Raw genomic sequence first — 21498 nt, 5'->3', positions numbered from 1 at the left:
CCACTCCCCGTATAACATAATATTACTTCTCACCAATTACTTCTCATCAGAGACATCATTTTCATCTTCTAAAGTTTGCACTAAACCGAGCTTCGAATCGATATTTTTTTCCATCGTATCCGCTTGTATTTCCCAATCGTCAAACTTTCCATAAGCCGAATATATCGTCGATCCAGTAGGCAGTTCGGGATATTCGTTTTCACCATTTGTCCCCCAATTTACCCAACCGGAATCATTTCTTTGCACGATTTGATAGCGTGATACGACTTCGCTTGTATACCAGACCATGGCATATCCGGTATCATCGTTAAGCTCTGCTGTTTTATTGGCGCTCATTGGGAATATAGTTTGTTCCGGCGAACTATTTACGTCCACAAATTTTTTAAATAATACATTATCATTGCGTTCACTCTGGTGGACCTGTTTGTGAGATTCAGGAATAATTTGCGAAATATGCGCTTTAATTTCCTCTGGCTCGAGAATTCCTTCCTCGATACAGAACAGTCTCCAGAAATAATCCCATGACACTTTGTTAATGTCATCCCCGATCGCGTCTTTATACTTCTTAACATTGGGACCAGTCAGTTCGTCTGATTCCTGAAGCAGCTGATGAACCCCTTCGGATAATATTTTGGCATATAAATCACCTTCACGATAATAGGTTCCGCCATATGAAGCAAAGGACGTGAAAACTCTGTTTCCTTTCCCGCTTTCAAATTCGTCGCCAACCGTAATTTTGTTGACAACAGGAATTTCATCTACAGTGGTTGAGAAATCATCCACCTCGTATTTTCTTCTAAACCACGGGGAGTTGTGAAAAAATTCCCAGGTAATGCTGAAATTTTTCCCTTTCAGATTTTCATCCAACCCGTCCGGTACTCTGCCGTTCATCCGATACCGGCAATAAATTGGACCTTCCTCTTCTACGATGCATTCCACCTTGGTGTGCTCGGGAGGGTTGATCAAACCATTTTTCGGAGTAAAAAATGGGCCGTAAAATCCACCAATCGCATTGGAATAATCTTTAATCAAATTTTTCTTTTCTTCTTTGGCTTCAAAATATCTGATGCCCCATTTTCCGTAAGAAGTGCCGTCCGCTGTGCCCGTGCATAATTCCAGGACATAATAGCCCGTATCCAATCTCCTAAATCCGTCTGCCTGCACTACTTCCAGCTTTTCAATTCCTTTGAACTCATTTTTGTTATTTAACGGCTTATCACTGCCATACAGCCAGTATGAGGCGACTAATTTTGCCATACTCACCACATAGACGATCGACGCTTCCCGGATATATTCTCCCTCGAGAATAACGTCAATAAGCTGAAAGGAAATTGCTTGATCTAAATCATCATATAACGCAAGACTGTCTTTATGAACCTTTAAGTCGGAAAAGTTCAGCTTTGTAATTACGGGCTCGTTTTTTCTAGGTAAATTGTCTGGATTATTTAACATAATTTGAAATTTATATTTAAAGTTTTGTTTAATCGTTCTCAACATCATAACCTCTTTTCGCAATTATTTTGATATTTTCATAAGAAACGGCAATTTTCTGCCTTTTTGCGCATCAATCAGAACCGCAGATAAAATAATCAGACCTTTTACTAGCAGTTGCCAAAATGAGCTTACTCCCAGCAAGTTCAATCCGTTACTGACCACTCCAATAATCATGACGCCAAAAATCGTGCCGCTTATTCTCCCTCTGCCTCCAGCCATGGAGACTCCCCCCAGGACACAGGCGGCAATGGCATCCATCTCATAACCCTGCCCTACCGAAGGCTGACCCGAATACATTCTCGCCGAGAGCACAATGCCAGCCAAAGCTGCCAATAAACCGGCAATAGTATATACGGTGATCTCCACTTTTTTACTTGGTACTCCGGAAAGACGGGCAGCTTCTCTGTTCCCGCCAATGGCATAAATGTTAGTGCCGAATCTAGTTTTATTTAACAAGATGATGAAGATGATAATTAATATAGTCATATAAAGAACCGGCAAGGGAAAGAATCCAAATAACTTTCCCGTCCCGATTTGCGTGTATGCGCTGTTCGTAATGCGTGCAGACCGTCCGCCACTGTAAATATAAGCAATACCTTGAGCAACGTTCATGGTAGCTAAAGTAACAATAAAAGCAGGCAATTTAAATTGAGCAATAATGACTCCATTAAAGAAACCAATTAAAGTTCCAATTACAATGCCCAACATGATTGCGACAGGTATAGGCATTCCATTGTTCACAATAAACCCTACTGTTAATGTCCCGGAAACAGCCACCGTTGCACCCACGGAAAGATCGATCCCGCCCAAAATCATAATTAACGTCATCCCTAGAGCTAAAAAGACGTTATTGGATACCTGTCTTAAGACGGTAATGAGATTGTCTGCAGTCAAAAACACCGGTGATACAATCGATAAAACGATACATAAAATTAACAATACGAAAATAATTCCTGCATTATTTCTAAACATGGTTGTAAAAGCATTGTTTGCTCTTATATTCATAAGCTGATTTAGCCCCCCGTCGCATAGCGCATAATATTCTCTTGAGACAATTCCGATTGACTTAATTGCGCTACCAGCTTCCCGTTCCTCATTACACAAACCGAATCGCACATATTTATAATTTCCGGAAGATCCGAGGAAACCATGATGATCGCCATCCCGTCATTAGCAAGTTGATTGATGATGGAATAAATCTCTGACTTGGCCCCTACATCAACACCTCTTGTTGGCTCATCCAATATTAATAATCGGGGTTTGGTCGCGAGCCATTTCGCTATGACCACCTTTTGCTGATTGCCTCCTGACAAGCTTGAAACTTCTATTTCCGAAGAAGCTGTCTTGATACTCAAATCACTTACATATTTGTTGATTTGATTTTTCCGCTTTTTTTCACTGACCAGAAGCTTGTTTTTCATCAATCTCTTCAAGTTTGATAACGTAATATTAAAGCCAACCGAGTTTTCCAGCACCAGGCCTTGTCCCTTGCGGTCTTCCGGCACCATGGCAATCCCCTGCTCAATGGCCTGACTGCAATTTTTAAAGAATACCTCTTCTCCATTCAAATAAATGCGGCCCCGATCATATGGAGAAGCTCCAAAAATAGTTTGCATCAATTCACTTCTTCCTGCCCCCATGAGACCGGAAAAGCCAAGAATTTCACCTTTATGCACGGTAAAGGAAATATCCTCAAAAACATTGTCACAAGAAAGATTCTCAACCTTCAGAACCTCCTGATCTTGAACGGAATAAGTTCTTGTATAGAAGCTTTCTAACTCTCTTCCCACCATCATCGCTACTAAATCCTCTGAATTAGTTTCGCTCGTTTGCTTAGTTCCGACATAATTGCCATCCCGGATTACGGTAATACGGTCCGACATTTTAAATAATTCTTCCAGTCGATGTGAAATATAAATAATACCTACATTTTTTTCTCTTAATTTCTCCATCGTATGAAAAAGATGATTCACTTCTTCATCAGATAACGAGGAAGTCGGTTCATCCATCACTAAAATTTTGACATTGAAGGAAATCGCCTTAACGATCTCCACTAATTGCTGCTGAGCTACTGTCAGCTCTCCAACAAGGGTATTGACATCAATGTTTAAACCGAGCTGGACAACCATCTCTTGGGCCCGGGAATAAATTTGCTTCTTATCCTTGAATCCCCATTTCGTCACCGGCTCTCTTCCTAAAAAAATATTGTCCGCCACGCTGAGGTAAGGAACCAGTACAATTTCCTGATGAATGATGCCAATTCCATAAGATTGGGCGCTTTGAACATTATCGATATCCGCTATCTTGCCATCGATAATGATCTCACCTTTGTCAGGTTTATGTATGCCTCCCAGAATTTTTATTAAGGTTGATTTTCCTGCACCATTCTCTCCTAATAGAGCATGGATTTCTCCAGCTTTAAGCTCAAAATTGATTCCCTTAAGCGCGTGGGTTCCCCCAAAGGTTTTTGAAATATGATGCATTTCCAGAATCTTGTCTGCCAAGTACGGCTCACCTCCAAAGTGAAAGAAAAGTTTAGAATGCAAGTCTCCTTGCATTCTAAAAAAGGTGAAGGTTAACAACTTACGCTGCTAAGCTTTACTGCCAATTACCTGCTGTTTCTTCTGCCATCTCTTTAGTTACAGCGTGGGAAGGGAGTAGAATTTCTTGTTCAATATCTTTTCCTTCCAGATAATCGACTGCTAAGTGAAACGAAGTTTCAGCAATTTGAATAGGCACCTGAGCCGCTACAGCTGTAAAGGAACCATCCAGTAAAGCTTCTTTGCCGTCCGGAGAAGCATCGATGGAATAGACCCCGATATCATCCCGGTTACTTGCCGCAATAGCAGCTGCCACACCCAAGGCAGAAGGATCATTAATGGCAAAGAAGGCATCTAAATCAGAATGCGCTTGGATAATATCTTCGGCGATCGGCAAGGAGGCATCTAATGAAGCTTTTCCATCCTGTTGGGCAACAATTTCAAATTTGGCGGCATCAGAGCCCAGCCCATTCAAAAAGCCTTCAACACGAAGAACACAGCTTTCATTGGAAGGGAAATCCAATATGGCGATTTTAGCTCCATCCGGGTAATCTTTGACCATTTGCTGCCCCATCAATTGACCTGCCATATATGCGTCGGTTGCAATAATACTTTTTACTAAATCCCTATCTTCCTCTATAACTGCTGTATCTACATTAAATACTGGGATCTGATTATCTTTCATCGCTTCTAATCCTTGGCGGATTCCCGCTGAATCGACAGGAATTACAAACACTGCATCAAATCCCTGGTTGGCGGCATCCGTCATTTGATTGATCTGTTTGTTTAAATCATAATCCGGATCCAACATCGTATATTTATAGCCCTTTTCATTAGCCAATCTTTTAAAAGTATCATTCATCGCAGTTTGGAACGTATTGTTCTGAGTGTTAGTTAAAAAAGCAAAGCTGTATGTATCATCAGCACTATTCACTCCTGCGGTGTTTTTATCATTACTGCATGCTGCAAGCGCTAAAACAGAAAGCGTTAACAACAATAACTTCAAAAAACGATTTCTCATTGTAAATCCCCCCGGAAAAATTTAGTTAAAGAAAACAGGAACCTCGGTCTACCGCGCGCACTTTTTTAATTAAATAAACCGTTTCCAATTTCTTTACGTAAAATTTAACATAGGATATTGTTTGTGTCAACTATTTGACGAAAAATAAAGATAAAAAATAAATATCGAGAAGATTTACGTAAATCTTCTCGATATTGTTTCCTCAATTTCTGGAGGAGCAGGTTCCAATATAATATTTTTCCACGCCTTGAGCAGGTTTTTCGATTCCACTACGTAAGGCTGTACCCCAATATACTTATGCTGATCATGCCCCAGCAATGCTTTTGCAGTAGCTAATCCTACAGCGATTCCCTGTTGGTACGGTCTTTGGGAGGATAATCCCTTAACCATTTCTTCTTTGGCTAAATACGTCGCAATTTCATGGTCCAGATCAAAAGTAAAAATCGCTACATCTTCCCTATTCAACTCTTTAAGCGACTTGATCGCTTCCAGGGCGGGCCTGTCCCAGGAAATATATAAACCTTGTATTTCAGGATGGTCGGTCATCATTTTTTTACATACATCATAAGTCTTTTCGATTTGATGGAAGTATTTTTCATCAACGATTTCAATATTGGGAAAATTGCTTCTGATCATATCATTAGCTACTGCATCCCTTAAATGGGTTCCATAAAAAGGAGCGCCATGTCCTATAAATCCGATCTTTACTTTTTGTTCATTTTTAAAATAATTTCCTAGCAGGATTGCGGTATTCTGTCCATTTTCTCTTTCGTTTACGGAAACACACGAGGAATACTGGTCTTTATTCATGCCTTCTGGAACATTACTCATAAATATTAATTTCGTTTCTTCGGCTATACTTTGAAATTTCTTCGAGGTAACTTCGTCATCGACAGGGATGGCAATAATGGCGTCCGGTTGTTGCATCCTTAATCCTTCTAGTTGTGTTACTTGCAGCAAAGGATCAAAGTTCGCATTTGTAATCGATACGATCGATATGCCGTATTTATCCAAAATGTTCCGGATTCCATTTTCGTAAAGTCTTGTCCATGCCGTTCCGCCATAGTGGAAAGAAATTCCGACCTTATAGTTGCCTTCAAGCAATTGTTCAGCCTCTTCCTTGGAAAGAGTCAATTCTTCAGGGGCTACCGGTTTTTCTCCAAACGGTCCTTTCCCGATAACTTGAGTTGATTTTTGAATAGAGAGCTCCATTGGAATGACAATTTCCTCGGAAGCCTCTGAATAATGATCTATTTTTTGCAGTAACCTGTTTACAGATTGAATGGCCATTTCTTGCGTATTCTGCTTCAAAATCGTTAATGGGGGATTAATAATTTCAGACCATTCTTCATCCCCGAATCCGATGATCGATACATCCGCAGGACATTCAAGATCTAATTTATTCATCACTTTCAGCAGGTTTAAAGTAATTCTATTGCCGCTCGCCAAGAAGGTTGGATTTTTATGCTGGACCCATACCCTCTTGATCTTTTTTTCAAAATCCTCAAAATTGTCCTGATCGATTTCAATTAACAAGTCATCCCTGAAAGGGATCTTATAGGATTCCAAAGCTTCGCGATACCCTTCCAGCCTGTCTTCCAATGTAGAAAACCCGCCATTTTCAACAATTAATGCAATCTCTTCATGTCCGGATTTCAGTAAATGAGTACATCCTTTGAAAATTCCTCCTTTACTGTCCGACAAAACAGAATCGATTCCGTTCATTTTTACCGTCCGGTCCAGAAATAGGAAAGGAATTTTCTGTTGAATCAGTCTGCTGTATTGTTTTTCTTCGGTACTTGCCGGTACGATAATTAATCCTGCAATTTTCTTGTTATTAAGAATATTAGTTATTATATTTTTTTCATGAGTGATGTCGTCATTATGAAAATAGGCTGTTAAGCTATAACCTTTCTCGGCTAAATATACTGAAATACTGGAAGTTAATTTTGCATATAATGTACCCCATAGGCTGGGGACAATCAATGCGATCTCGGAGTTTTTGCCAATTTTAAAGTTCGTATTCAGCTCTTTGATTTTTTTATCATAGCCGATCTTTCTAATAACCTCCTCCACTTTTTGCACAAGCTCTGGACTTACATATCTTGTTTTATTAATCACATGCGAAACCGTGGCAATAGAAACACCGGCTTCCTGGGCTATTTGCTTAATCGTCGCCAAGCTATACCACCTCAAATTAAATTTACGTAAAATTCATAAAAATTGTAGCATTTAATTATGTATCGGTCAATTAATTCTAAAATATCCCTCATTTATCCAATATTTTTCATTAAATTTTAACCTTTTACGTAATAGTCAGCGTTGGAGGGCCGGATTATGGCCAGCGGGATGTTTGGAGGGACTTTAAAATCCGGATCTCCTTATTCCCCCTTTTACGGACGCCAGTTTGGTAGACCACGTTAAGTTTATCCGGATTTTACAAACAAAGAATAACAATAAGGCGGAAGCCATAATGGCCTCCACCTTTATTTATTTTAGCGATTTAGTTTCATGGAATTGACTGCTCGAGCAGAACTGCGTTAATGCCATTCAGAAAAGCAATTGCACTGGCTTTGATAATATCCGTATCCATCGCACGGCCCGAGTACACTTTGCCTTCATATTGAATTCGAATATTCACCCGGCCAACGGCTTCCTTGCCGCGAGACAAGCTGTTGATCTTGTAATCCTCAAGCTGGACATCCAGACCAGCCAGAGACCGGATGACGCTATACAGCGCGTCGATCGGACCGTCTCCAACAGCGCTGCCTTTTAGCGTTTCCGAGCCTCTCTTCAGCTCCACGATGGCCGTGGGATACACATCATTTGTGATCACCTGAAATGAGACGAGCTTATAAAGCTGCTTGCTGTAACCGTCAACTGCCCGGTGATTTGTGACCAGGTAAAATACGTCGTGATCATATACCTCTTTTTTGGCATCGGCTAACTGCAAAAACTTCTTAAAAAACTGCTCGAATTCCGCATCGTCTCCCGTTTCAAAACCCAGCTTCTCTACCGTACTCTTAAAAGCGTGCCTGCCGGAACGAGCTGTCAGAATCAGCTCCATGCTGTCCGCTCCGACCTCCTCCGGCGACATAATCTCATATACCTGCTTATCCTTCAGCAAGCCGTCCTGATGAATCCCGGAGGAATGCGCAAATGCATTTTCACCAGTTATGGCCTTATTCACCTGCACATCCAGTCCCGTCAAATGGCTCACCAGTTTGGAAGTTCGAAACAGCTCCTTCGTTTGGACATCGGTATGACACTGATAGTAATTCTCTCTTACCTTAAGTGCCATAACCACTTCCTCCAGCGAAGCATTTCCCGCGCGTTCTCCGAGCCCATTAATCGTACATTCGATTTTTTCGGCTCCATTTTTAATGGCGCTAAGGGTATTGGCCGTGGCTAGACCGAGATCGTTATGACAGTGTACGCTTAAGATGACTCGGTCATCCAAATTTTTAAGCCGTTCATTGATTCGGCGAATCAGTTCGCCAAACTCCTCGGGTACGGCATAGCCGACCGTATCAGGCACATTGATCATGGTAGCGCCTGCCTTAACGACCGCTTCGATCGTCTTCCATAAGTACTCAAAATCTGATCTCGACGCATCCTCAGTAGAATATTGCACATGGGGAAGCAAGGTCTTTGCGTATTTCACCGCATCAATTCCCATTTGCAGCACCGCTTCTTTCGAACGGCTGAATTTCTTCTCCACATGAATGTTTGACGTACCCAGCACAATATGGATTAGCGGTTCTTGTGCCAACTTTATACTTTCATATACGGCGTCTATATCGCTCTTAACTGCCCGAGCCAGCGCCGTGATGGATACGCTGTCGCCGACGCTTCTGGAAATTTCCTGTACGGCCTGGAAATCTCCCTCTGACGATGCGGGAAAACCCGCTTCGATGATATCGACATTCAGCCGTCTTAGCTGCTGTGCTGTCTCTATTTTCTGCTGCATATTGAGCTTTGCGCCTGGAACCTGCTCTCCGTCACGCAAAGTCGTATCCAGTACGATGATTTTTCGATTCATGAACGTTACCTCCCAGACCATATTAAAAATATATATGTGAAGCGGGGTTGGTTAAACCCGGAATTTAACCAACAAAAAAACCCCGTCTCTACGTATAGAGACGAGGTTTAACCCGCGGTACCACTCTAATTCATTTCCCGTGAAATGAGCTCATTCGATGGCAAACACCATCTATCCCTGTAACGGTGGAATTCCGGCTGGCCCTACATGTCAGGCAGCTGTTCATAGACGAGTTCGAATTGAGTGACGCTGCCGTTTCCCACCAGCCAACGGCTCTCTGCAAGGTCATTTCACTTCTACTATTTCTATTCATCACATTTAGGTTTGAATTTATTGGATATTATAGACCCGGAATTTCTCATTGTCAACCACATCTATCTGAAGAAATTGCATCCGCTAAATCAATGAGCTTGTGCAGCGTCTTGAAGTTGCGGACCGTTGCAGGAACGCCTAATTTATCCAGTCTGCTGGACAGCTTTGAATTCCGCGAGCTATTGCTATACAGCAGATAGATTTCCTTGCCTAGTATAACGTATTTATCTTCACCAAAATCGGTTGCCTGCAGCTTCTCCACCTGCTCGACAGGCAATTCCTCCTGCAAAATAGAGACGTACAGGCTCTCACCAACAGAGGATTCGGCCGCTTTGGCAAGTTCCTCTTCAGTGAAGGGGCAGCGCTCTGCAATACTGCGCAGTTCCGAAGCCATTCTCAGTATGACGCTGACCGAAATTCCGAAGGCAGATTCGATCGCCTGCTCGATCCGCTTGTGCAGTACGGATTTCTCTTCGCCCGATTCGAACAGGACATTTCCACTTTGGATGTACGTTTGTACTCGGGAGAGGCCTGCTTCCTCTTCCAATACGCGCCTGAGCTCCGCCATTTTTATAATATTTTTGCCTCCTACGTTGATCCCTCGCAGTAGAGCAATATACACCATGTTCCGTCACCGCCTTGTCCTATTTTTAGCGAAATTATAACATAGAGAGCCTGCGCCTACATAGTGAGCATTCACCGATAAACCTGACAGATATATTATTTAGCTTCATAATAGCCAAGCATTCCCCCATATAAATAATTGGAAGATTCGTATTTCCGATGTAGTGGAGGGACAACTACTACCATGAATGAGGATAATCCTGGGCATGCCAAATCCCTTAACGTGCCTCAGCCGATTCGAAGCGATGGCTCGGGAGCGCCGGATTATGGCCCGCGGGATGTATGGAGAGACCTTGAAAATCCGGATCTTCTCGTTCCCCCTTCCACGGATGCCGGCTTGGTGCCTAATCTGAAAATGTCTTTTTCCGATACCCATATGCAGTTAAATCACGGAGGCTGGTCCCGCGAAATTACCGTCCGCGATTTGCCGATCGCCACGACGCTGGCCGGCGTGAACATGAGCTTGACTCCCGGTGGAGTCCGGGAATTACATTGGCATCAGCAGGCAGAGTGGGCGTATATGATCTGGGGAAAAGCACGGATTACCGCAGTAGATCAGTGCGGACGCAATTTCATCGCTGACGTCGGCGAAGGCGATCTTTGGTATTTTCCTGCCGGAATTCCACATTCCATTCAGGGTCTAGAGACAGGCTGCGAGTTTCTACTCGTGTTCGATGACGGAAAATTCTCTGACCTGAGTACGCTGTCCATTTCAGACTGGTTTGCCCACACGCCAAAGGACGTACTGGCCGCCAATTTCGGCGTTTCGGAAAACGCTTTTACCTCGATTCCTTCTGAACAGGTATATATTTATCAGGATGAGGTTCCGGGTTCACTGAAAAGCCAGAAGGTCGAATCCCCTTACAGAACCGTCCCGCTGAGCTTCAAGCACCGTCTCTTGGCCCAGCAGCCATACATTACCCCTGGCGGAAGCGTAAGGATCGTGGATTCCTCGAACTTTCCTATCTCGAAGACCGTCGCTGCCGCCCTGGTTGAGATCAAACCCGGAGCTATGCGGGAGCTCCATTGGCATCCCAATAACGACGAGTGGCAATATTACCTTACGGGCCAAGGGCGAATGACCGTGTTTGCTGGAAACGGAATCGCCCGCACCTTCGATTACAGGGCGGGCGATGTCGGCTATGTTCCTTTTGCCTTCGGCCATTATATTCAAAATACCGGCACGGAATCGCTATGGTTTCTGGAAATATTCAAGAGTGACCGGTTCGCCGATATTTCCTTAAATCAGTGGATGGCCCTCACGCCCCGGAGCCTTGTCGCCAGCAACCTGCAGGCCGGCCCTGAACTGCTGGGTGCCCTGCGCAAGAAAAAATGGCCCGTCGTGAAATATCCGTCCAGCTCCGAGGATCTGAAATAACGGAACGTACACCGTTCCTATACCTGTATATTATTTCAAAGGGTATCATTCGTAACAATGTTAAAAACCCCTGGCATCTGATGCCAGGGGTAGCTTTCGTTTATTGCGGCCGCTCAATCTCAAACATCTTACCTAGACTAGCATAGGCGCTGCCGGCGAGCCGGCTGACCGGATTCAGCTTCACAGGATCGATACGGCCCTGTTCATAAATTTCCTCATCCACGATAAATCGCACGACGCGGGCAATGAGCAAGTCTGTCGTCGGTGAATCTTCCGTCCCGCCAAGCGTCACAGATTTATCGAGCACGCATTCCATCCGCACCTTCGCTTCCCGGATGCCTGGTACAGCAATGACCTCGCTCGCGATCGTCGTCAACCCGGTCAAGGCGAGCTCGCTTTCCTCCGGCGGCAGGTTCGCCGCAGTCTCATTGACGGCTGCGGCCATCTTTTCATCGACGATGTGAACGACAAGTTCTCTGCGGTCTATCGCATTTCTAGCTGTGTCCTTCATTCTCCCGTTTCTGCGCTGCACCGCTATGGATAACATCGGAGGCGAGCTCGATACGATGGAGAAGTAACTGAAGGGCGCTGCGTTGAGCACTCCGCTCTCAGACAAAGTCGTCACGAAAGCGATAGGCCTTGGAATGACACTGCCGATCAGCAGCTTATAATTGTCCCGCTCACTCTGCGATGCCGGATCTAAAGATATCACGATGCTTCGCCTCCCCTCTTATTTTTTTGCAAATTAAGCCTTGCCTATCCTTTCACGAAACCAAGCAGCTGCAGCATTGACCTCGCTGTTAGTCAACTGGTGACCAAAATTCTCCCAATGCACGGTTACGTCGGCACCCGCCCCGCTTAACAGTTCCTCAAGTTCTTCCGTTTCACTGGGTGAACAAATCGGATCATTGCTGCCCGCACCGATAAAGATAGGAACCCCGGCTAGATTCGGAAGCTGGATGCCGCGCAGGGGAACCATAGGGTGGTGGAGAATCGCCCCTTTGAAGGCATGTTCATAATGGAACAGCAAGCTGCCGGCAATGTTCGCGCCATTCGAGTAACCGATCGCCACCAGGTTCCCCCGGTCAAATCCATATTCTTTGGCGGATTGATCCAGAAACTCATTTAGTTCCTTCGTGCGGAAGACCAAATCCTCTTCATCGAACACGCCTTCCGCGAGCCGTCTGAAAAACCGCGGCATCCCGTTTTCAAGCACGTTGCCTCTTACCGAAAGAACAGAGGAGTTCGGCGATACCAGCTTGGCCAGCGGCAGTAAATCCCGCTCCGTTCCGCCCGTACCGTGGAACAGCACTAGCGTGGGTGCCTGCGTGTCGATCCCTTTTTCAAAAATATGTCTCATCATTTTTGCCCCTCCTCTAATACCCTAACCTCAATCGGCTCAAGATTAGCCTCGATTTGCGCACGCACCGGTTCGAACCAGGATGGAAGCATCAGCTTCTCACCCAGCGCCTCCGGCTCCTCATCACGGGCAAAGCCTGGAGGGTCGGTTGCTATCTCAAATAGTATGCCGCCTTCTTCCCGGAAGTATATGGCATTGAAGTACTGACGGTCGATAATTTTCGTCGGGTTAAAACCGCTTTGCCCGACCTTTTGCTGCCACTCTTCATGTTCGTCGAAATCCTTTGACCGCCAGGCGATATGGTGGACGGTACCGGCACCGCCGCTGCCCCATTCCATATCCTTCAGCGGCACATCGATAATGTTGCCGATCTCTCCCGAAGCTTGGAACCGGGCGTAGAAATCGTCCTCCGCCACTTTGCTTAATCCGAGGACCTCCTCCAGAACCTGCATCGTTTGCTTGGCATTCACGCTGAACAAAACAGCACCGCCAAAGCCTTTGATCGCTTTATCTGCAGGAATGCCGCCGAACGACCAAGTGCTGTTAACACCAGCCTCGCGTTCTACGAGTTCAATCCACAATCCTTCGTTATCCCGGAAATGCAGGTAATCTTCACCGAAGCGCGAAGTTTTCGTCAATGAAATACCAAAGCCTTTCAGCCGCTCCTCCCAGAAACCGAGCGCTCCTGGAGGCACGACATACGTCGTGATTCCTACTTGGCCCCCTCCGACCTTTCCGCGCCGGGAACCCGACCAAGGAAAAAAGGTAATGATCGTTCCCGGACTGCCGTGTTCATCGCCGAAGTATAGATGATACACTTCGGGAGCATCAAAGTTGATCGTTCTTTTCACCAGCCTTAGTCCGAGAATGCCGGCGTAAAAATCGACGTTCTCCTGCGGACTCCGTGCGAATGCTGTAATATGATGAATTCCTGTTGTTTGCAGTTTCATAGTTATACACCTCTTGTTATATTCACAAATCAGAAGCCGTTATACGTAACGAACTCGCCGACCGGCTTGCGATAACCGCGCAGCCGCTGTCCGGATACATCCTCTTTGCCCAGCGTAATCAGCATCACCGGAACGTATTGATCCGGAATATTCAGTTCCTTCCGCATTTGCTCGGGATCAAAACCAATCATCGGGCAAGTGTCCCAGCCTTTATCCTTGGCAATCAGCATGAAGAGCATCGCCGACAAGCTCGCATTACGAATGGCCTCATCCCGCTTGAAGGAATCGCCGCGCTCCTCATAGAACTGAGTTACCGATTCCACCGTCATATCAAGCTCCTGTTTGTTTATGATGCCCAAATGCAGCATTCCCTCATTAAGCTGCCTCACATTCTCATAAGCATTCAAATCGCCCAGAACGAGAATGGCTGCCGAGGCGGTTTTGAGCTTGTATTGCTTGTTCGCGGCCTCGTACATTTTGTTCTTCTTCTCCGGATCATGCACAACAACGTAGTGAGCATGCTGCAAATTAAAGGCAGACGGCGCATATTTCACGAGACTGAATATTTCCTCCAGCTCTTGCTCGGAAATCCTCGCCTCCGGATGAAACTTCGTTGCAGACCTTCTTTCTTTTAACACATTCGTAAGTTCGCTCATGACATAATCCTCCATTCCATTTCACGTATTATGTTCTATTTATTACAGCAAAGCATCCAGCGAAAAATCACCTGCGCCTGTCAATGCCATGGCGATCGCTACGACGAGCAGTACGAGCGGATATTCATAGCCGTTTGCCGTCACCCACAAGCCGTTCTTGAAGTGCACCTTAACGATCGCTCCCAGCATAGCCAGCGCAATGAGGGCGGCTGCCAGCGGCATAAGAAATCCAAACGTGAAGAGCAGTCCGCCGACAAATTCCATGAGCCCTGCCAACACCGCCATCAATACTCCCGGCTTGATGCCGATCGACTCCATCCATCCACCGGTGCCTTTTGGCCCGTAGCCGCCGAACATCCCGAACAATTTCTGTGCCCCATGGCCAATAAACAATATCCCTACAATTAAACGAATCAACAATAATCCTAAATCCAACATGATTTTTCATCCTCCAAATTTAATTTATTTTGAATTTCATTATCTTTACTTCAAGATATTTGCGAAAAAAAGAAGATTATTCAACTAGATAGCTAGAACAAAACTTTTGAATCACCTCCAGATCGGCGAATTTCAAGTATTTCAAGATACGATGGAAATTCTGCGCCCGGCACCCGATCTGTTTAGTGAACAATTTGACCTTGGCAAGTGTATCGCACCAGCTGAGCTAAAAGCCTTCAGCCCCTTTGCCCAGACGTTTCAACAGTTCGATCGCCTGAAGCTTCTCTTCGTAGTTCAAACCGCTCAATCTCGAATGAACGAACTCGGAATGATCCGGGAAAATATTCTCAAAGAGCTCGGTTCCTTCCGTCGTAATTTCGGCGTAAATCACTCTCCGGTCCTGTTCGCAAGGCACGCGCCGAATGAGTCCTTTCTTAACGAGCTTGTCGATATTGTAGGTCACGCTTCCGCTGGTGATTAGAATTTTATCCCCGATCTGCTGCAAAGGAATCCGCCCTTTGTTAAACAGCACCTCCAAAATGGTAAACTCCGAAGGGGATAAGCCGCGCTGCCTCATGTCCTTGATCGCGTGATCCATGATCGTCTTGTATGCTTTAGAGAGAACCACCAACAATTTCAGCGAAGCAGCATGTTCTTGATCCGGCATTTCAGTCACCCCCATTTATCTCGTGTTCAAATATCTTGAATCAAAGATATCTCTTTTATCGCTGATTGTCAACCCTATTTTTAAAAAGCCAAATTTCCTACTGCTCTCTTCTTCTATACAAATCCATCGACTTATATCCCTGAGCCAAAATATCCTTCATCTGGAGCAAACGCTTCTCCTGCGTTTCGCTTCTTTTTGCACTATATACGTAACGTGCCCAGTCTTTCTGATATCCAATCGTTAAATTGTTGTAATGCTCCAGCAATTCCTTATCGCTGCTCAAATAATCCCGAATGCTGGGAATATACTCCACGTAATCATCAACCCGCTGGCTGCTCTTTGCACTTACCTGCTTGCCCTTCTTTGAAGCCTGCGACTTCAGGCCGACAACGGTGAAGACGTCATCCATGCTAACCATCCGCGAAAATTTCAAAGTACTGCCGGATATGTATCCTTCCTCGTCCACCTGATTTTGTTGAAAGAAGCTGTCCCGGTCAATGTACTCCTCGTATTTACGGTTGTTTTTCTTTGGATAGGCAAAAAATAAATACCCGTTCTCATGAATGGCTTGCTTACGATTGACGAGATCCAAATACGCCTTAAACTGATCCATATTATAAATGAACACAAAAATAAGATCATATTTCTCCTTCGTCATTTCGGTATCGTATTGCAGTTCGTCAAAGTATGTTATATCTTCCGGCTGATGCAAGATCAGCTTCGAAACATATTTATTAAGGTTCAGTTTGGCTACTATGTTATTTTGCGAGTTCATGATTTGCCTCCGTCTCTTGATAGCTATATCCTATTATGCTCTATAAGCATAACATAATGTCCAGAAGCAGGAATATAGCGTCTGCAGGTAGAAAAAAGGGACTAGAACAGATTATCAGATTATCAAACGATGAATCGAGGAGAGATAGAAGACAATGCGATTGGAAAAAGGACAAAAGCTGCTGTTCATTGGAGATTCGATTACAGATTGCGAACGTCAACGACCAGACGGAGAAGGATTATTCGGTGCATTAGGCAAAGGATATGTCGCCCTTATCGACGCCCTGCTGCAGGCAGTTTACCCGGAGCTCGGCATACGTGTCGTAAATAAAGGGAACAGCGGCAACACCGTGCGCGACCTGCAGGAAAGATGGCAAGAGGACGTACTCGCCCAAAAGCCGGACTGGTTATCCATTATGATCGGCATTAACGATGTCTGGCGGCAATATGATACGCCTCTGATTACCGAATGGCATGTCTATGCCGAGGAATATGAAGAGACTCTGCGCAACCTCGTAGACAAGACAAAGCCGCATTTGAAGGGGCTTGTGTTGATGACGCCGTTTTATTTGGAGCCCAATCCGGAGGACAAAATGCGTAAGACGATGGATGAATACGGGGCGATTGTGAAAAAGGTCGCTGCGGATACCGGCGCGGTATTCGTCGATACGCAAGCGGCGTTTAACGCGGTGCTTGAGGAACTGTACCCGGCAACGCTGGCCTGGGATCGCGTTCATCCGACTTATGCAGGGCATATGGTACTGGCCCGGGCATTCTTGAAGGAAGCCGGCTTTGAGTGGAACCGGAATTAGGACTATCAGTTTGGTTTAACAGAGCTTAAGCTTCCACATTAGAAAAGATGACCCTTCTGGATGGTGTTCGATTCGGGGTCATTTTTTCTAATTTCCTCACGAGCACTACTCGCGTTTATGCTCAATTGGAATAGAGCCATTGGTTTCCTCGTACTCCTCAATATACTTTTCAAGAAGATATTCTATTTGCATGGCAGTAGAACGTTTATTTTTATCAGCAATATATTTAATCTTCTTAAAATTTTCTTCTTGGAGACGAAAAGTAAAAACTTTCTTATTTGTTGACATTATTCTACTCCCGTAAAGTGATGTCACTTTGACTGCATACATGTTATTAAATGGATGATACAATAAAAACATCGTCTTGTCACGTTGACTCAGCTCCGCTTACTACCACACCTCTCACTACTCCCTGCAAAACTTACTGTACTTGTACTTAGTATCATGATCATTTGGAGGTCCTATGATGTCTCATTCGTTAGAGGTTTTAATTGAGCCGCTTATCCGGCATCGATTGAAATTGCTGTACAAGGAATTGGCCAATACTGACGCCCAATACAGTGAATTGACTAGGGAATATGAGCAGTACTTACAACAGTTACGTGAAGAGATGCCTGAACAGCTTCGGCAAGCACTATTTCTTTATGAGGATACCCAGGCTTCTTTGCAAGCCATTCAAGCTAAAAGCATCTACTTGCAAGGCTTCAAGGATGCCTTAAACCTTTCCGATGAATTGTATAAATACACTACATAAGATCGAGTCTGATGGCTCAGCAAACAACTTTGGAAGCATAAACTTGTGGTTTCAGTAGTTAAACTTAATATAAATGGATTTATAGTAGTTAGTTTCTACGGTCCAGAAGGGAAAGTACATTTAAATGGATTTCTTGCCGTTAGAAAAAGGGAATTGGGAGATCATGGCTGGATTATTGATTATAGGTACATCAAATCCATCTAATCTCCTGAAACATTCGTTTGGAGCATAATTAGATACATCAATTCCATTTAGTTTAACATTCGCTGTTCCAATTACGCATTCGTTTTACATTACACATTCGCCCTTACAATTACGAATTCGTTTTACCATTACACATTCGCTTTACATTTACGAATCATTGCAAGCAAAGCTAAACGGCCCCTGTCCGATGGAATTCAGGACAAAGGCCGCTTGACTGATTTTTATTATTTGTACTGTCTATTTTACAGGATGCACTTCACTTCACTTAACTTCACTTAACTTAACTTAAATTCACTCTAGGGATAGCCCCTTCTACTTATCCAAACAAGGTTTGAACGGCATTAATTCAATCCCTGCTCTTCCCGAATGACTTGCAGCAGACGCTGGCAGCCCTCGTCCACCATCTCATATACTTCTTGGAAATTGCCCGTATAGTAAGGATCCGGGACATTTCCTCCGGAATGCTTCGGTACGAAATCAAGCATCTTCTTCACTTCAACCTTGCTGTCTTCCGGGAACCACTGCGCCATATCCTTAACGTTCATGTCATCCATGGCAATGATATATTGGAAGTCATGGAAATCATTTTTGCTGACCTGTCTGGCGAACATTCCCGCGTCATCTATGCCGTATTGCTTTAATATTTTTAAGGTTCCTTCATGTGGCGGTTTTCCGATATGCCAATCACCTGTTCCCGCAGAGTCAACTACGATCTGATTCGCTAACCCGGCTTCCTTTACCTGGCTGCGCAATACCGCTTCTGCCATTGGAGATCTGCAAATATTACCCAAACATACAAACAATACTTTAATCATGGCTACAACTTTTCCTCCTATCATCAGTCGTACACATTTTATCTCTATTTATTGAATCACCAGCAAAATACGCTTCTGTTAACTTTACTAATAAACGGGCACTTTTTCAATGCCAACTCTAGTTAGCAGCAATTGTTCGCTGATGGATATCGGAATGAACGCCAGGGCCCATGGCCCAACCTCCTGCCAAATGTTCATCTAAGCTCGTCATAACAGAAGATCGCGGCTTGGCAAATACCAGCTTGGAACCCAGGATTCGAAGCCATTATAATATTCCAGCACTTGCTCCGCTCGCTCCAGCATATAGTTAACTTCCGCTTCACCAAAAGGAATCGCCCAGGGAATCGACGCAATTTGATTACACGCAATATATAGCGCCATCAATTTAAAAAACGTTTCAGGTACCTCACCTTGAAAATACCCATGTATCCGGCCCGAGGCAAATTCCGCGCTCTCGTTCGCACACCAAGTAATCCGATTGAATTCCTCCCAAGGGTCGCCATAATCCATCCTGTTAAAATCGATGATTCCAAGTTCACCAGCTCTTGTCACTATCATATTGCCGATATGGTAGTCGCCATGCTGGAATGTCAGCGGCCGCTGATCCAACAAACATCGATGGCCTTCGATATAGCTTAGAACCTTATCCTCTCCCTTTAAATGAAACCCGCTGGCCCTGTAATTCGCGATATATTTATCGATTTTAGCATTATATCGCTCGGCCCACGACGGGGTTTGGCTTGGCGCCGGAATTTCATGCATCACTCTTAAAATCTCTCCTGCCTTTAAGCCAAGCCGATATTGTTCTGAGGGGGGGAGCTTAGAAATAACTCCTCTCGCATCCTCCCCCTCAACCCAAGTGAACAAGGAATAAACGGAGTGTCCTTCATTGCAAATCCCAAAATCGACAGGTCGGGACATCGGAAGTTCAGCATGTTGTTTTAGCTGCTTTACAGCTTCGAATTCCCGTTTCTTCCGCTCATACTGCGAGATATCCGCCAATCTAAGCAGCATTTCCCGCCCATGCTGATCTTGGATACAGTATTTTTTATCGCTCGACCAGCCGGCTTGAATCTCTCTCAGCGATGTCCACGCCTCAAGACCGGGAATCCCATTGAATATGGCGCTCATCGTGCACCTCTCCCTTCTTCACACTTGGAAAAACGGCCTGAATCTAAGCTAATCTAAAGCTAAACAATTGGGCCCTTTTAGCCCTGATAACCATCGTAACACCTGCTATTAAATTAATGGAACGATAATAAACATGACATGCCCCCTCCTTTGCTAGGTTTGCTGATATGTAGTAGCCGTTATCCGGCAATCCGGGCAGACAAACATGTAATACATTCCTTCTCCATACTCTTCTACATCCTCCCAATCTAGCTGCGCAATAAAAGTCATATGCTGCAAACAGCCAGGACACTGCGGATAATAGGCGTCCTGTATCCAGCACGGAAGGCCGCCCACCTGCGAATTTGTGGCATCCAGCCTCCAATGAGCGGAATGGTAGCAGCTTCTGGGTTCGGCAGCTAGCCCAAAACAAGAATGATCCGGCAAGTTTTCGCCAGCCTCATCATCCCCATCCGGTTCTGGCAAGCAGCCAGGTATTTTGTTATGCTGGCTCCAACTCGGCTCCCCATCTCTATCCACATCCATATATATAACGTCATAGCAGCCGCAGCTTATGCAGGTATCTACCTTAAAGCTTTCTCCTGGCAAAGATAGAAACTGCAGTGACGGATGGTTTAAGTTAAACTCCAGCAAAGTAGTCAGCCTCCTTCCGCACCATGGACAGCGATTTGGACTAGTGCCCAATATTCGCACCGGCTGTTTTTTTACTCCCTGCTGCCGCAATACTGCCTTATCCAGCTCACCCGCCTCAAACGAAACTCTGCCTCCAGTCGGTTTGTCTCCCTTTGGCTGCTTCTGAATGGCATAGCTGATCCGATAAAACAAATCCCTGCGCTCGCCAGCCGCCGTAAGCTCCCACCCCGCTTCTTGAGTATAGGATTCCGGGGGGACATACAGTTCCTCTATCCAAGCAGGCGGGGTATGCCGCCATTCACGAAACCGTAGGGTAACCTGTTCATCTCCGATCCAGGCTAGGGCCAACAGTAGATGATTGCGATTGCTCTTATCGTGCTCTACACGATGAAGCAGCTCGTTCCGTATTTGCTGGGAAGCATCCTTCAACAGAATCCCTAGACCAAATAGTCCATGTGTAACCAAGTCCGGAATGTGCCCGGTGATCACCTTATCCCGAAAACATACTAACGATAACAGGATCTTCACGCACGTATCCTTATCTCCTAACGCCAGCCGCTCCATGGCATAAAGCAATAATCTGTCTTCTTCCTCCGCCGTTAACGATACATAAATCTGTTCCTTGCTCTGTGGATACGGAATATAGCGAATCAAAGGATCATAAGGGCGTGGCGAATACATTATTTTGAGGATTTCTACCGGATCGGATACTCCCTCAAATAAATCCACATCCCTGCTATGCTTCTCAATATAGCGCTGTCGTTCTTGACGCTGCCGCTCCTGTTGACACGGCATACAGTAGCCTCCAGTTTTTGCCGCCGTAGCTGGCAATATAGTTGCTGAACAATCTTTTGTTATACAAGGAATACGCTGCGACAACACACTCTCTCCAT

General features: G+C 44.9%; 21 protein-coding genes and 1 other annotated feature. Of the genes, 3 read left to right on the top strand and 18 right to left on the bottom strand.

Annotated features, from left to right (window positions below; all coding sequences use genetic code 11):
* Positions 1–36: 36 nt before the first annotated feature.
* The 7 genes from G358_RS0118575 to G358_RS0118545 all read right to left on the bottom strand — a co-directional run bounded on the left by G358_RS0118575 (position 37) and on the right by G358_RS0118545 (position 10034).
* Entirely contained in the window at positions 37–1497 is a 1461-nt protein-coding gene (locus G358_RS0118575; protein ID WP_019638754.1) for a hypothetical protein, read from the bottom strand.
* Positions 1498–1515: 18 nt separating this feature from the next.
* Positions 1516–2499, bottom strand: coding sequence for an ABC transporter permease (locus G358_RS0118570; RefSeq protein ID WP_019638753.1), 984 nt, complete (start codon positions 2497–2499; stop codon positions 1516–1518).
* A gap of 8 nt (positions 2500–2507) precedes the next feature.
* Positions 2508–3998: a sugar ABC transporter ATP-binding protein gene (locus tag G358_RS0118565; RefSeq protein WP_019638752.1), complete on the bottom strand. Its 1491-nt coding sequence runs from the start codon at positions 3996–3998 to the stop codon at positions 2508–2510.
* Positions 3999–4092: 94 nt separating this feature from the next.
* Positions 4093–5055 carry a sugar ABC transporter substrate-binding protein gene (locus G358_RS0118560; RefSeq protein WP_019638751.1) on the bottom strand — a complete coding sequence of 321 codons (963 nt, stop codon included), beginning with the start codon at positions 5053–5055 and terminating at the stop codon, positions 4093–4095.
* Positions 5056–5229: 174 nt separating this feature from the next.
* On the bottom strand, positions 5230–7236 hold the full coding sequence (locus tag G358_RS0118555; protein ID WP_019638750.1) for a LacI family DNA-binding transcriptional regulator: 2007 nt from the start codon (positions 7234–7236) through the stop codon (positions 5230–5232).
* Between the two features lie 328 nt (positions 7237–7564).
* Positions 7565–9097 (bottom strand): 2-isopropylmalate synthase, encoded by a 1533-nt coding sequence (locus G358_RS0118550; RefSeq protein ID WP_019638749.1) that lies wholly within the window; start codon positions 9095–9097, stop codon positions 7565–7567.
* Positions 9098–9190: 93 nt separating this feature from the next.
* Positions 9191–9419 (bottom strand) — a binding site (T-box leader).
* A 42-nt stretch (positions 9420–9461) separates the two neighbouring features.
* On the bottom strand, positions 9462–10034 hold the full coding sequence (locus G358_RS0118545) for a DUF1697 domain-containing protein (protein WP_019638748.1): 573 nt from the start codon (positions 10032–10034) through the stop codon (positions 9462–9464).
* A gap of 183 nt (positions 10035–10217) precedes the next feature.
* On the opposite strand from G358_RS0118545, the gene G358_RS0118540 reads away from it, so the two are divergent.
* A complete protein-coding gene (locus G358_RS0118540) occupies positions 10218–11411 on the top strand; it encodes an oxalate decarboxylase family bicupin (protein ID WP_019638747.1) in 1194 nt (397 codons plus the stop codon).
* A 100-nt stretch (positions 11412–11511) separates the two neighbouring features.
* Here G358_RS0118540 and G358_RS0118535 read toward each other — a convergent pair whose 3' ends face one another.
* The 7 genes from G358_RS0118535 to G358_RS0118505 form a co-directional block, all read right to left on the bottom strand.
* Complete coding sequence (locus G358_RS0118535; protein WP_019638746.1) at positions 11512–12123, bottom strand: flavin reductase family protein; 612 nt, start codon at positions 12121–12123, stop codon at positions 11512–11514.
* 33 nt (positions 12124–12156) lie between these two features.
* Positions 12157–12771 carry an alpha/beta hydrolase gene (locus G358_RS0118530; RefSeq protein ID WP_026342349.1) on the bottom strand — a complete coding sequence of 205 codons (615 nt, stop codon included), beginning with the start codon at positions 12769–12771 and terminating at the stop codon, positions 12157–12159.
* Complete coding sequence (locus G358_RS0118525; RefSeq protein ID WP_019638744.1) at positions 12771–13721, bottom strand: ring-cleaving dioxygenase; 951 nt, start codon at positions 13719–13721, stop codon at positions 12771–12773. Before G358_RS0118525 ends, G358_RS0118530 begins: the two co-directional genes overlap by 1 nt.
* A 29-nt stretch (positions 13722–13750) precedes the next feature.
* Entirely contained in the window at positions 13751–14377 is a 627-nt protein-coding gene (locus tag G358_RS0118520) for a nitroreductase family protein (RefSeq protein WP_019638743.1), read from the bottom strand.
* 42 nt (positions 14378–14419) lie between these two features.
* A complete protein-coding gene (locus G358_RS0118515) occupies positions 14420–14815 on the bottom strand; it encodes a DoxX family protein (RefSeq protein ID WP_019638742.1) in 396 nt (131 codons plus the stop codon).
* A 226-nt stretch (positions 14816–15041) separates the two neighbouring features.
* Positions 15042–15482, bottom strand: a complete 441-nt coding sequence (locus G358_RS0118510; RefSeq protein ID WP_019638741.1) for a MarR family winged helix-turn-helix transcriptional regulator — start codon at positions 15480–15482, stop codon at positions 15042–15044.
* A gap of 97 nt (positions 15483–15579) precedes the next feature.
* Positions 15580–16257, bottom strand: coding sequence for a YdeI/OmpD-associated family protein (locus G358_RS0118505; protein WP_019638740.1), 678 nt, complete (start codon positions 16255–16257; stop codon positions 15580–15582).
* A 154-nt stretch (positions 16258–16411) separates the two neighbouring features.
* On the opposite strand from G358_RS0118505, the gene G358_RS0118500 reads away from it, so the two are divergent.
* Positions 16412–17068, top strand: coding sequence for an SGNH/GDSL hydrolase family protein (locus tag G358_RS0118500; RefSeq protein WP_019638739.1), 657 nt, complete (start codon positions 16412–16414; stop codon positions 17066–17068).
* Positions 17069–17173: 105 nt separating this feature from the next.
* Here the strand turns inward: G358_RS0118500 and G358_RS0118495 are convergent, their stop codons facing one another.
* Positions 17174–17356 carry a hypothetical protein gene (locus G358_RS0118495; protein WP_019638738.1) on the bottom strand — a complete coding sequence of 61 codons (183 nt, stop codon included), beginning with the start codon at positions 17354–17356 and terminating at the stop codon, positions 17174–17176.
* Between the two features lie 175 nt (positions 17357–17531).
* Between G358_RS0118495 and G358_RS0118490 the strand changes: the two genes are divergently transcribed.
* A complete protein-coding gene (locus G358_RS0118490) occupies positions 17532–17822 on the top strand; it encodes a DUF6809 family protein (protein ID WP_338042712.1) in 291 nt (96 codons plus the stop codon).
* Positions 17823–18367: 545 nt separating this feature from the next.
* Here G358_RS0118490 and G358_RS0118485 read toward each other — a convergent pair.
* The 3 genes from G358_RS0118485 to G358_RS0118475 all read right to left on the bottom strand — a co-directional run bounded on the left by G358_RS0118485 (position 18368) and on the right by G358_RS0118475 (position 21400).
* Complete coding sequence (locus tag G358_RS0118485; protein ID WP_019638736.1) at positions 18368–18841, bottom strand: low molecular weight protein-tyrosine-phosphatase; 474 nt, start codon at positions 18839–18841, stop codon at positions 18368–18370.
* Positions 18842–19048: 207 nt separating this feature from the next.
* Positions 19049–19972, bottom strand: a complete 924-nt coding sequence (locus G358_RS0118480; RefSeq protein WP_019638735.1) for an aminoglycoside phosphotransferase family protein — start codon at positions 19970–19972, stop codon at positions 19049–19051.
* A 153-nt stretch (positions 19973–20125) separates the two neighbouring features.
* On the bottom strand, positions 20126–21400 hold the full coding sequence (locus tag G358_RS0118475) for a hypothetical protein (RefSeq protein ID WP_019638734.1): 1275 nt from the start codon (positions 21398–21400) through the stop codon (positions 20126–20128).
* Between the last annotated feature and the right edge of the window lie 98 nt (positions 21401–21498).

The sequence above is a fragment of the Paenibacillus fonticola DSM 21315 genome (genome assembly GCF_000381905.1).
Classification (GTDB): domain Bacteria; phylum Bacillota; class Bacilli; order Paenibacillales; family Paenibacillaceae; genus Fontibacillus; species Fontibacillus fonticola.
The sequence above is the reverse complement of the archived record's forward strand: the minus strand, read 5'-3'. Positions and strand labels throughout refer to the sequence as shown.

Coding starts and splice junctions, on each gene's coding strand:
- G358_RS0118575 (WP_019638754.1), bottom strand. CDS start 1,497: ATGTTGAGAACGATTAAACAAAACTTTAAATATAAATTTCAAATTATG.
- G358_RS0118570 (WP_019638753.1), bottom strand. CDS start 2,499: ATGAATATAAGAGCAAACAATGCTTTTACAACCATGTTTAGAAATAAT.
- G358_RS0118560 (WP_019638751.1), bottom strand. CDS start 5,055: ATGAGAAATCGTTTTTTGAAGTTATTGTTGTTAACGCTTTCTGTTTTA.
- G358_RS0118550 (WP_019638749.1), bottom strand. CDS start 9,097: ATGAATCGAAAAATCATCGTACTGGATACGACTTTGCGTGACGGAGAG.
- G358_RS0118545 (WP_019638748.1), bottom strand. CDS start 10,034: ATGGTGTATATTGCTCTACTGCGAGGGATCAACGTAGGAGGCAAAAAT.
- G358_RS0118540 (WP_019638747.1), top strand. CDS start 10,218: ATGAATGAGGATAATCCTGGGCATGCCAAATCCCTTAACGTGCCTCAG.
- G358_RS0118530 (WP_026342349.1), bottom strand. CDS start 12,771: ATGAGACATATTTTTGAAAAAGGGATCGACACGCAGGCACCCACGCTA.
- G358_RS0118525 (WP_019638744.1), bottom strand. CDS start 13,721: ATGAAACTGCAAACAACAGGAATTCATCATATTACAGCATTCGCACGG.
- G358_RS0118520 (WP_019638743.1), bottom strand. CDS start 14,377: ATGAGCGAACTTACGAATGTGTTAAAAGAAAGAAGGTCTGCAACGAAG.
- G358_RS0118515 (WP_019638742.1), bottom strand. CDS start 14,815: ATGTTGGATTTAGGATTATTGTTGATTCGTTTAATTGTAGGGATATTG.
- G358_RS0118510 (WP_019638741.1), bottom strand. CDS start 15,482: ATGCCGGATCAAGAACATGCTGCTTCGCTGAAATTGTTGGTGGTTCTC.
- G358_RS0118505 (WP_019638740.1), bottom strand. CDS start 16,257: ATGAACTCGCAAAATAACATAGTAGCCAAACTGAACCTTAATAAATAT.
- G358_RS0118500 (WP_019638739.1), top strand. CDS start 16,412: ATGCGATTGGAAAAAGGACAAAAGCTGCTGTTCATTGGAGATTCGATT.
- G358_RS0118495 (WP_019638738.1), bottom strand. CDS start 17,356: ATGTCAACAAATAAGAAAGTTTTTACTTTTCGTCTCCAAGAAGAAAAT.
- G358_RS0118490 (WP_338042712.1), top strand. CDS start 17,532: ATGATGTCTCATTCGTTAGAGGTTTTAATTGAGCCGCTTATCCGGCAT.
- G358_RS0118485 (WP_019638736.1), bottom strand. CDS start 18,841: ATGATTAAAGTATTGTTTGTATGTTTGGGTAATATTTGCAGATCTCCA.
- G358_RS0118480 (WP_019638735.1), bottom strand. CDS start 19,972: ATGAGCGCCATATTCAATGGGATTCCCGGTCTTGAGGCGTGGACATCG.
- G358_RS0118475 (WP_019638734.1), bottom strand. CDS start 21,400: ATGCCGTGTCAACAGGAGCGGCAGCGTCAAGAACGACAGCGCTATATT.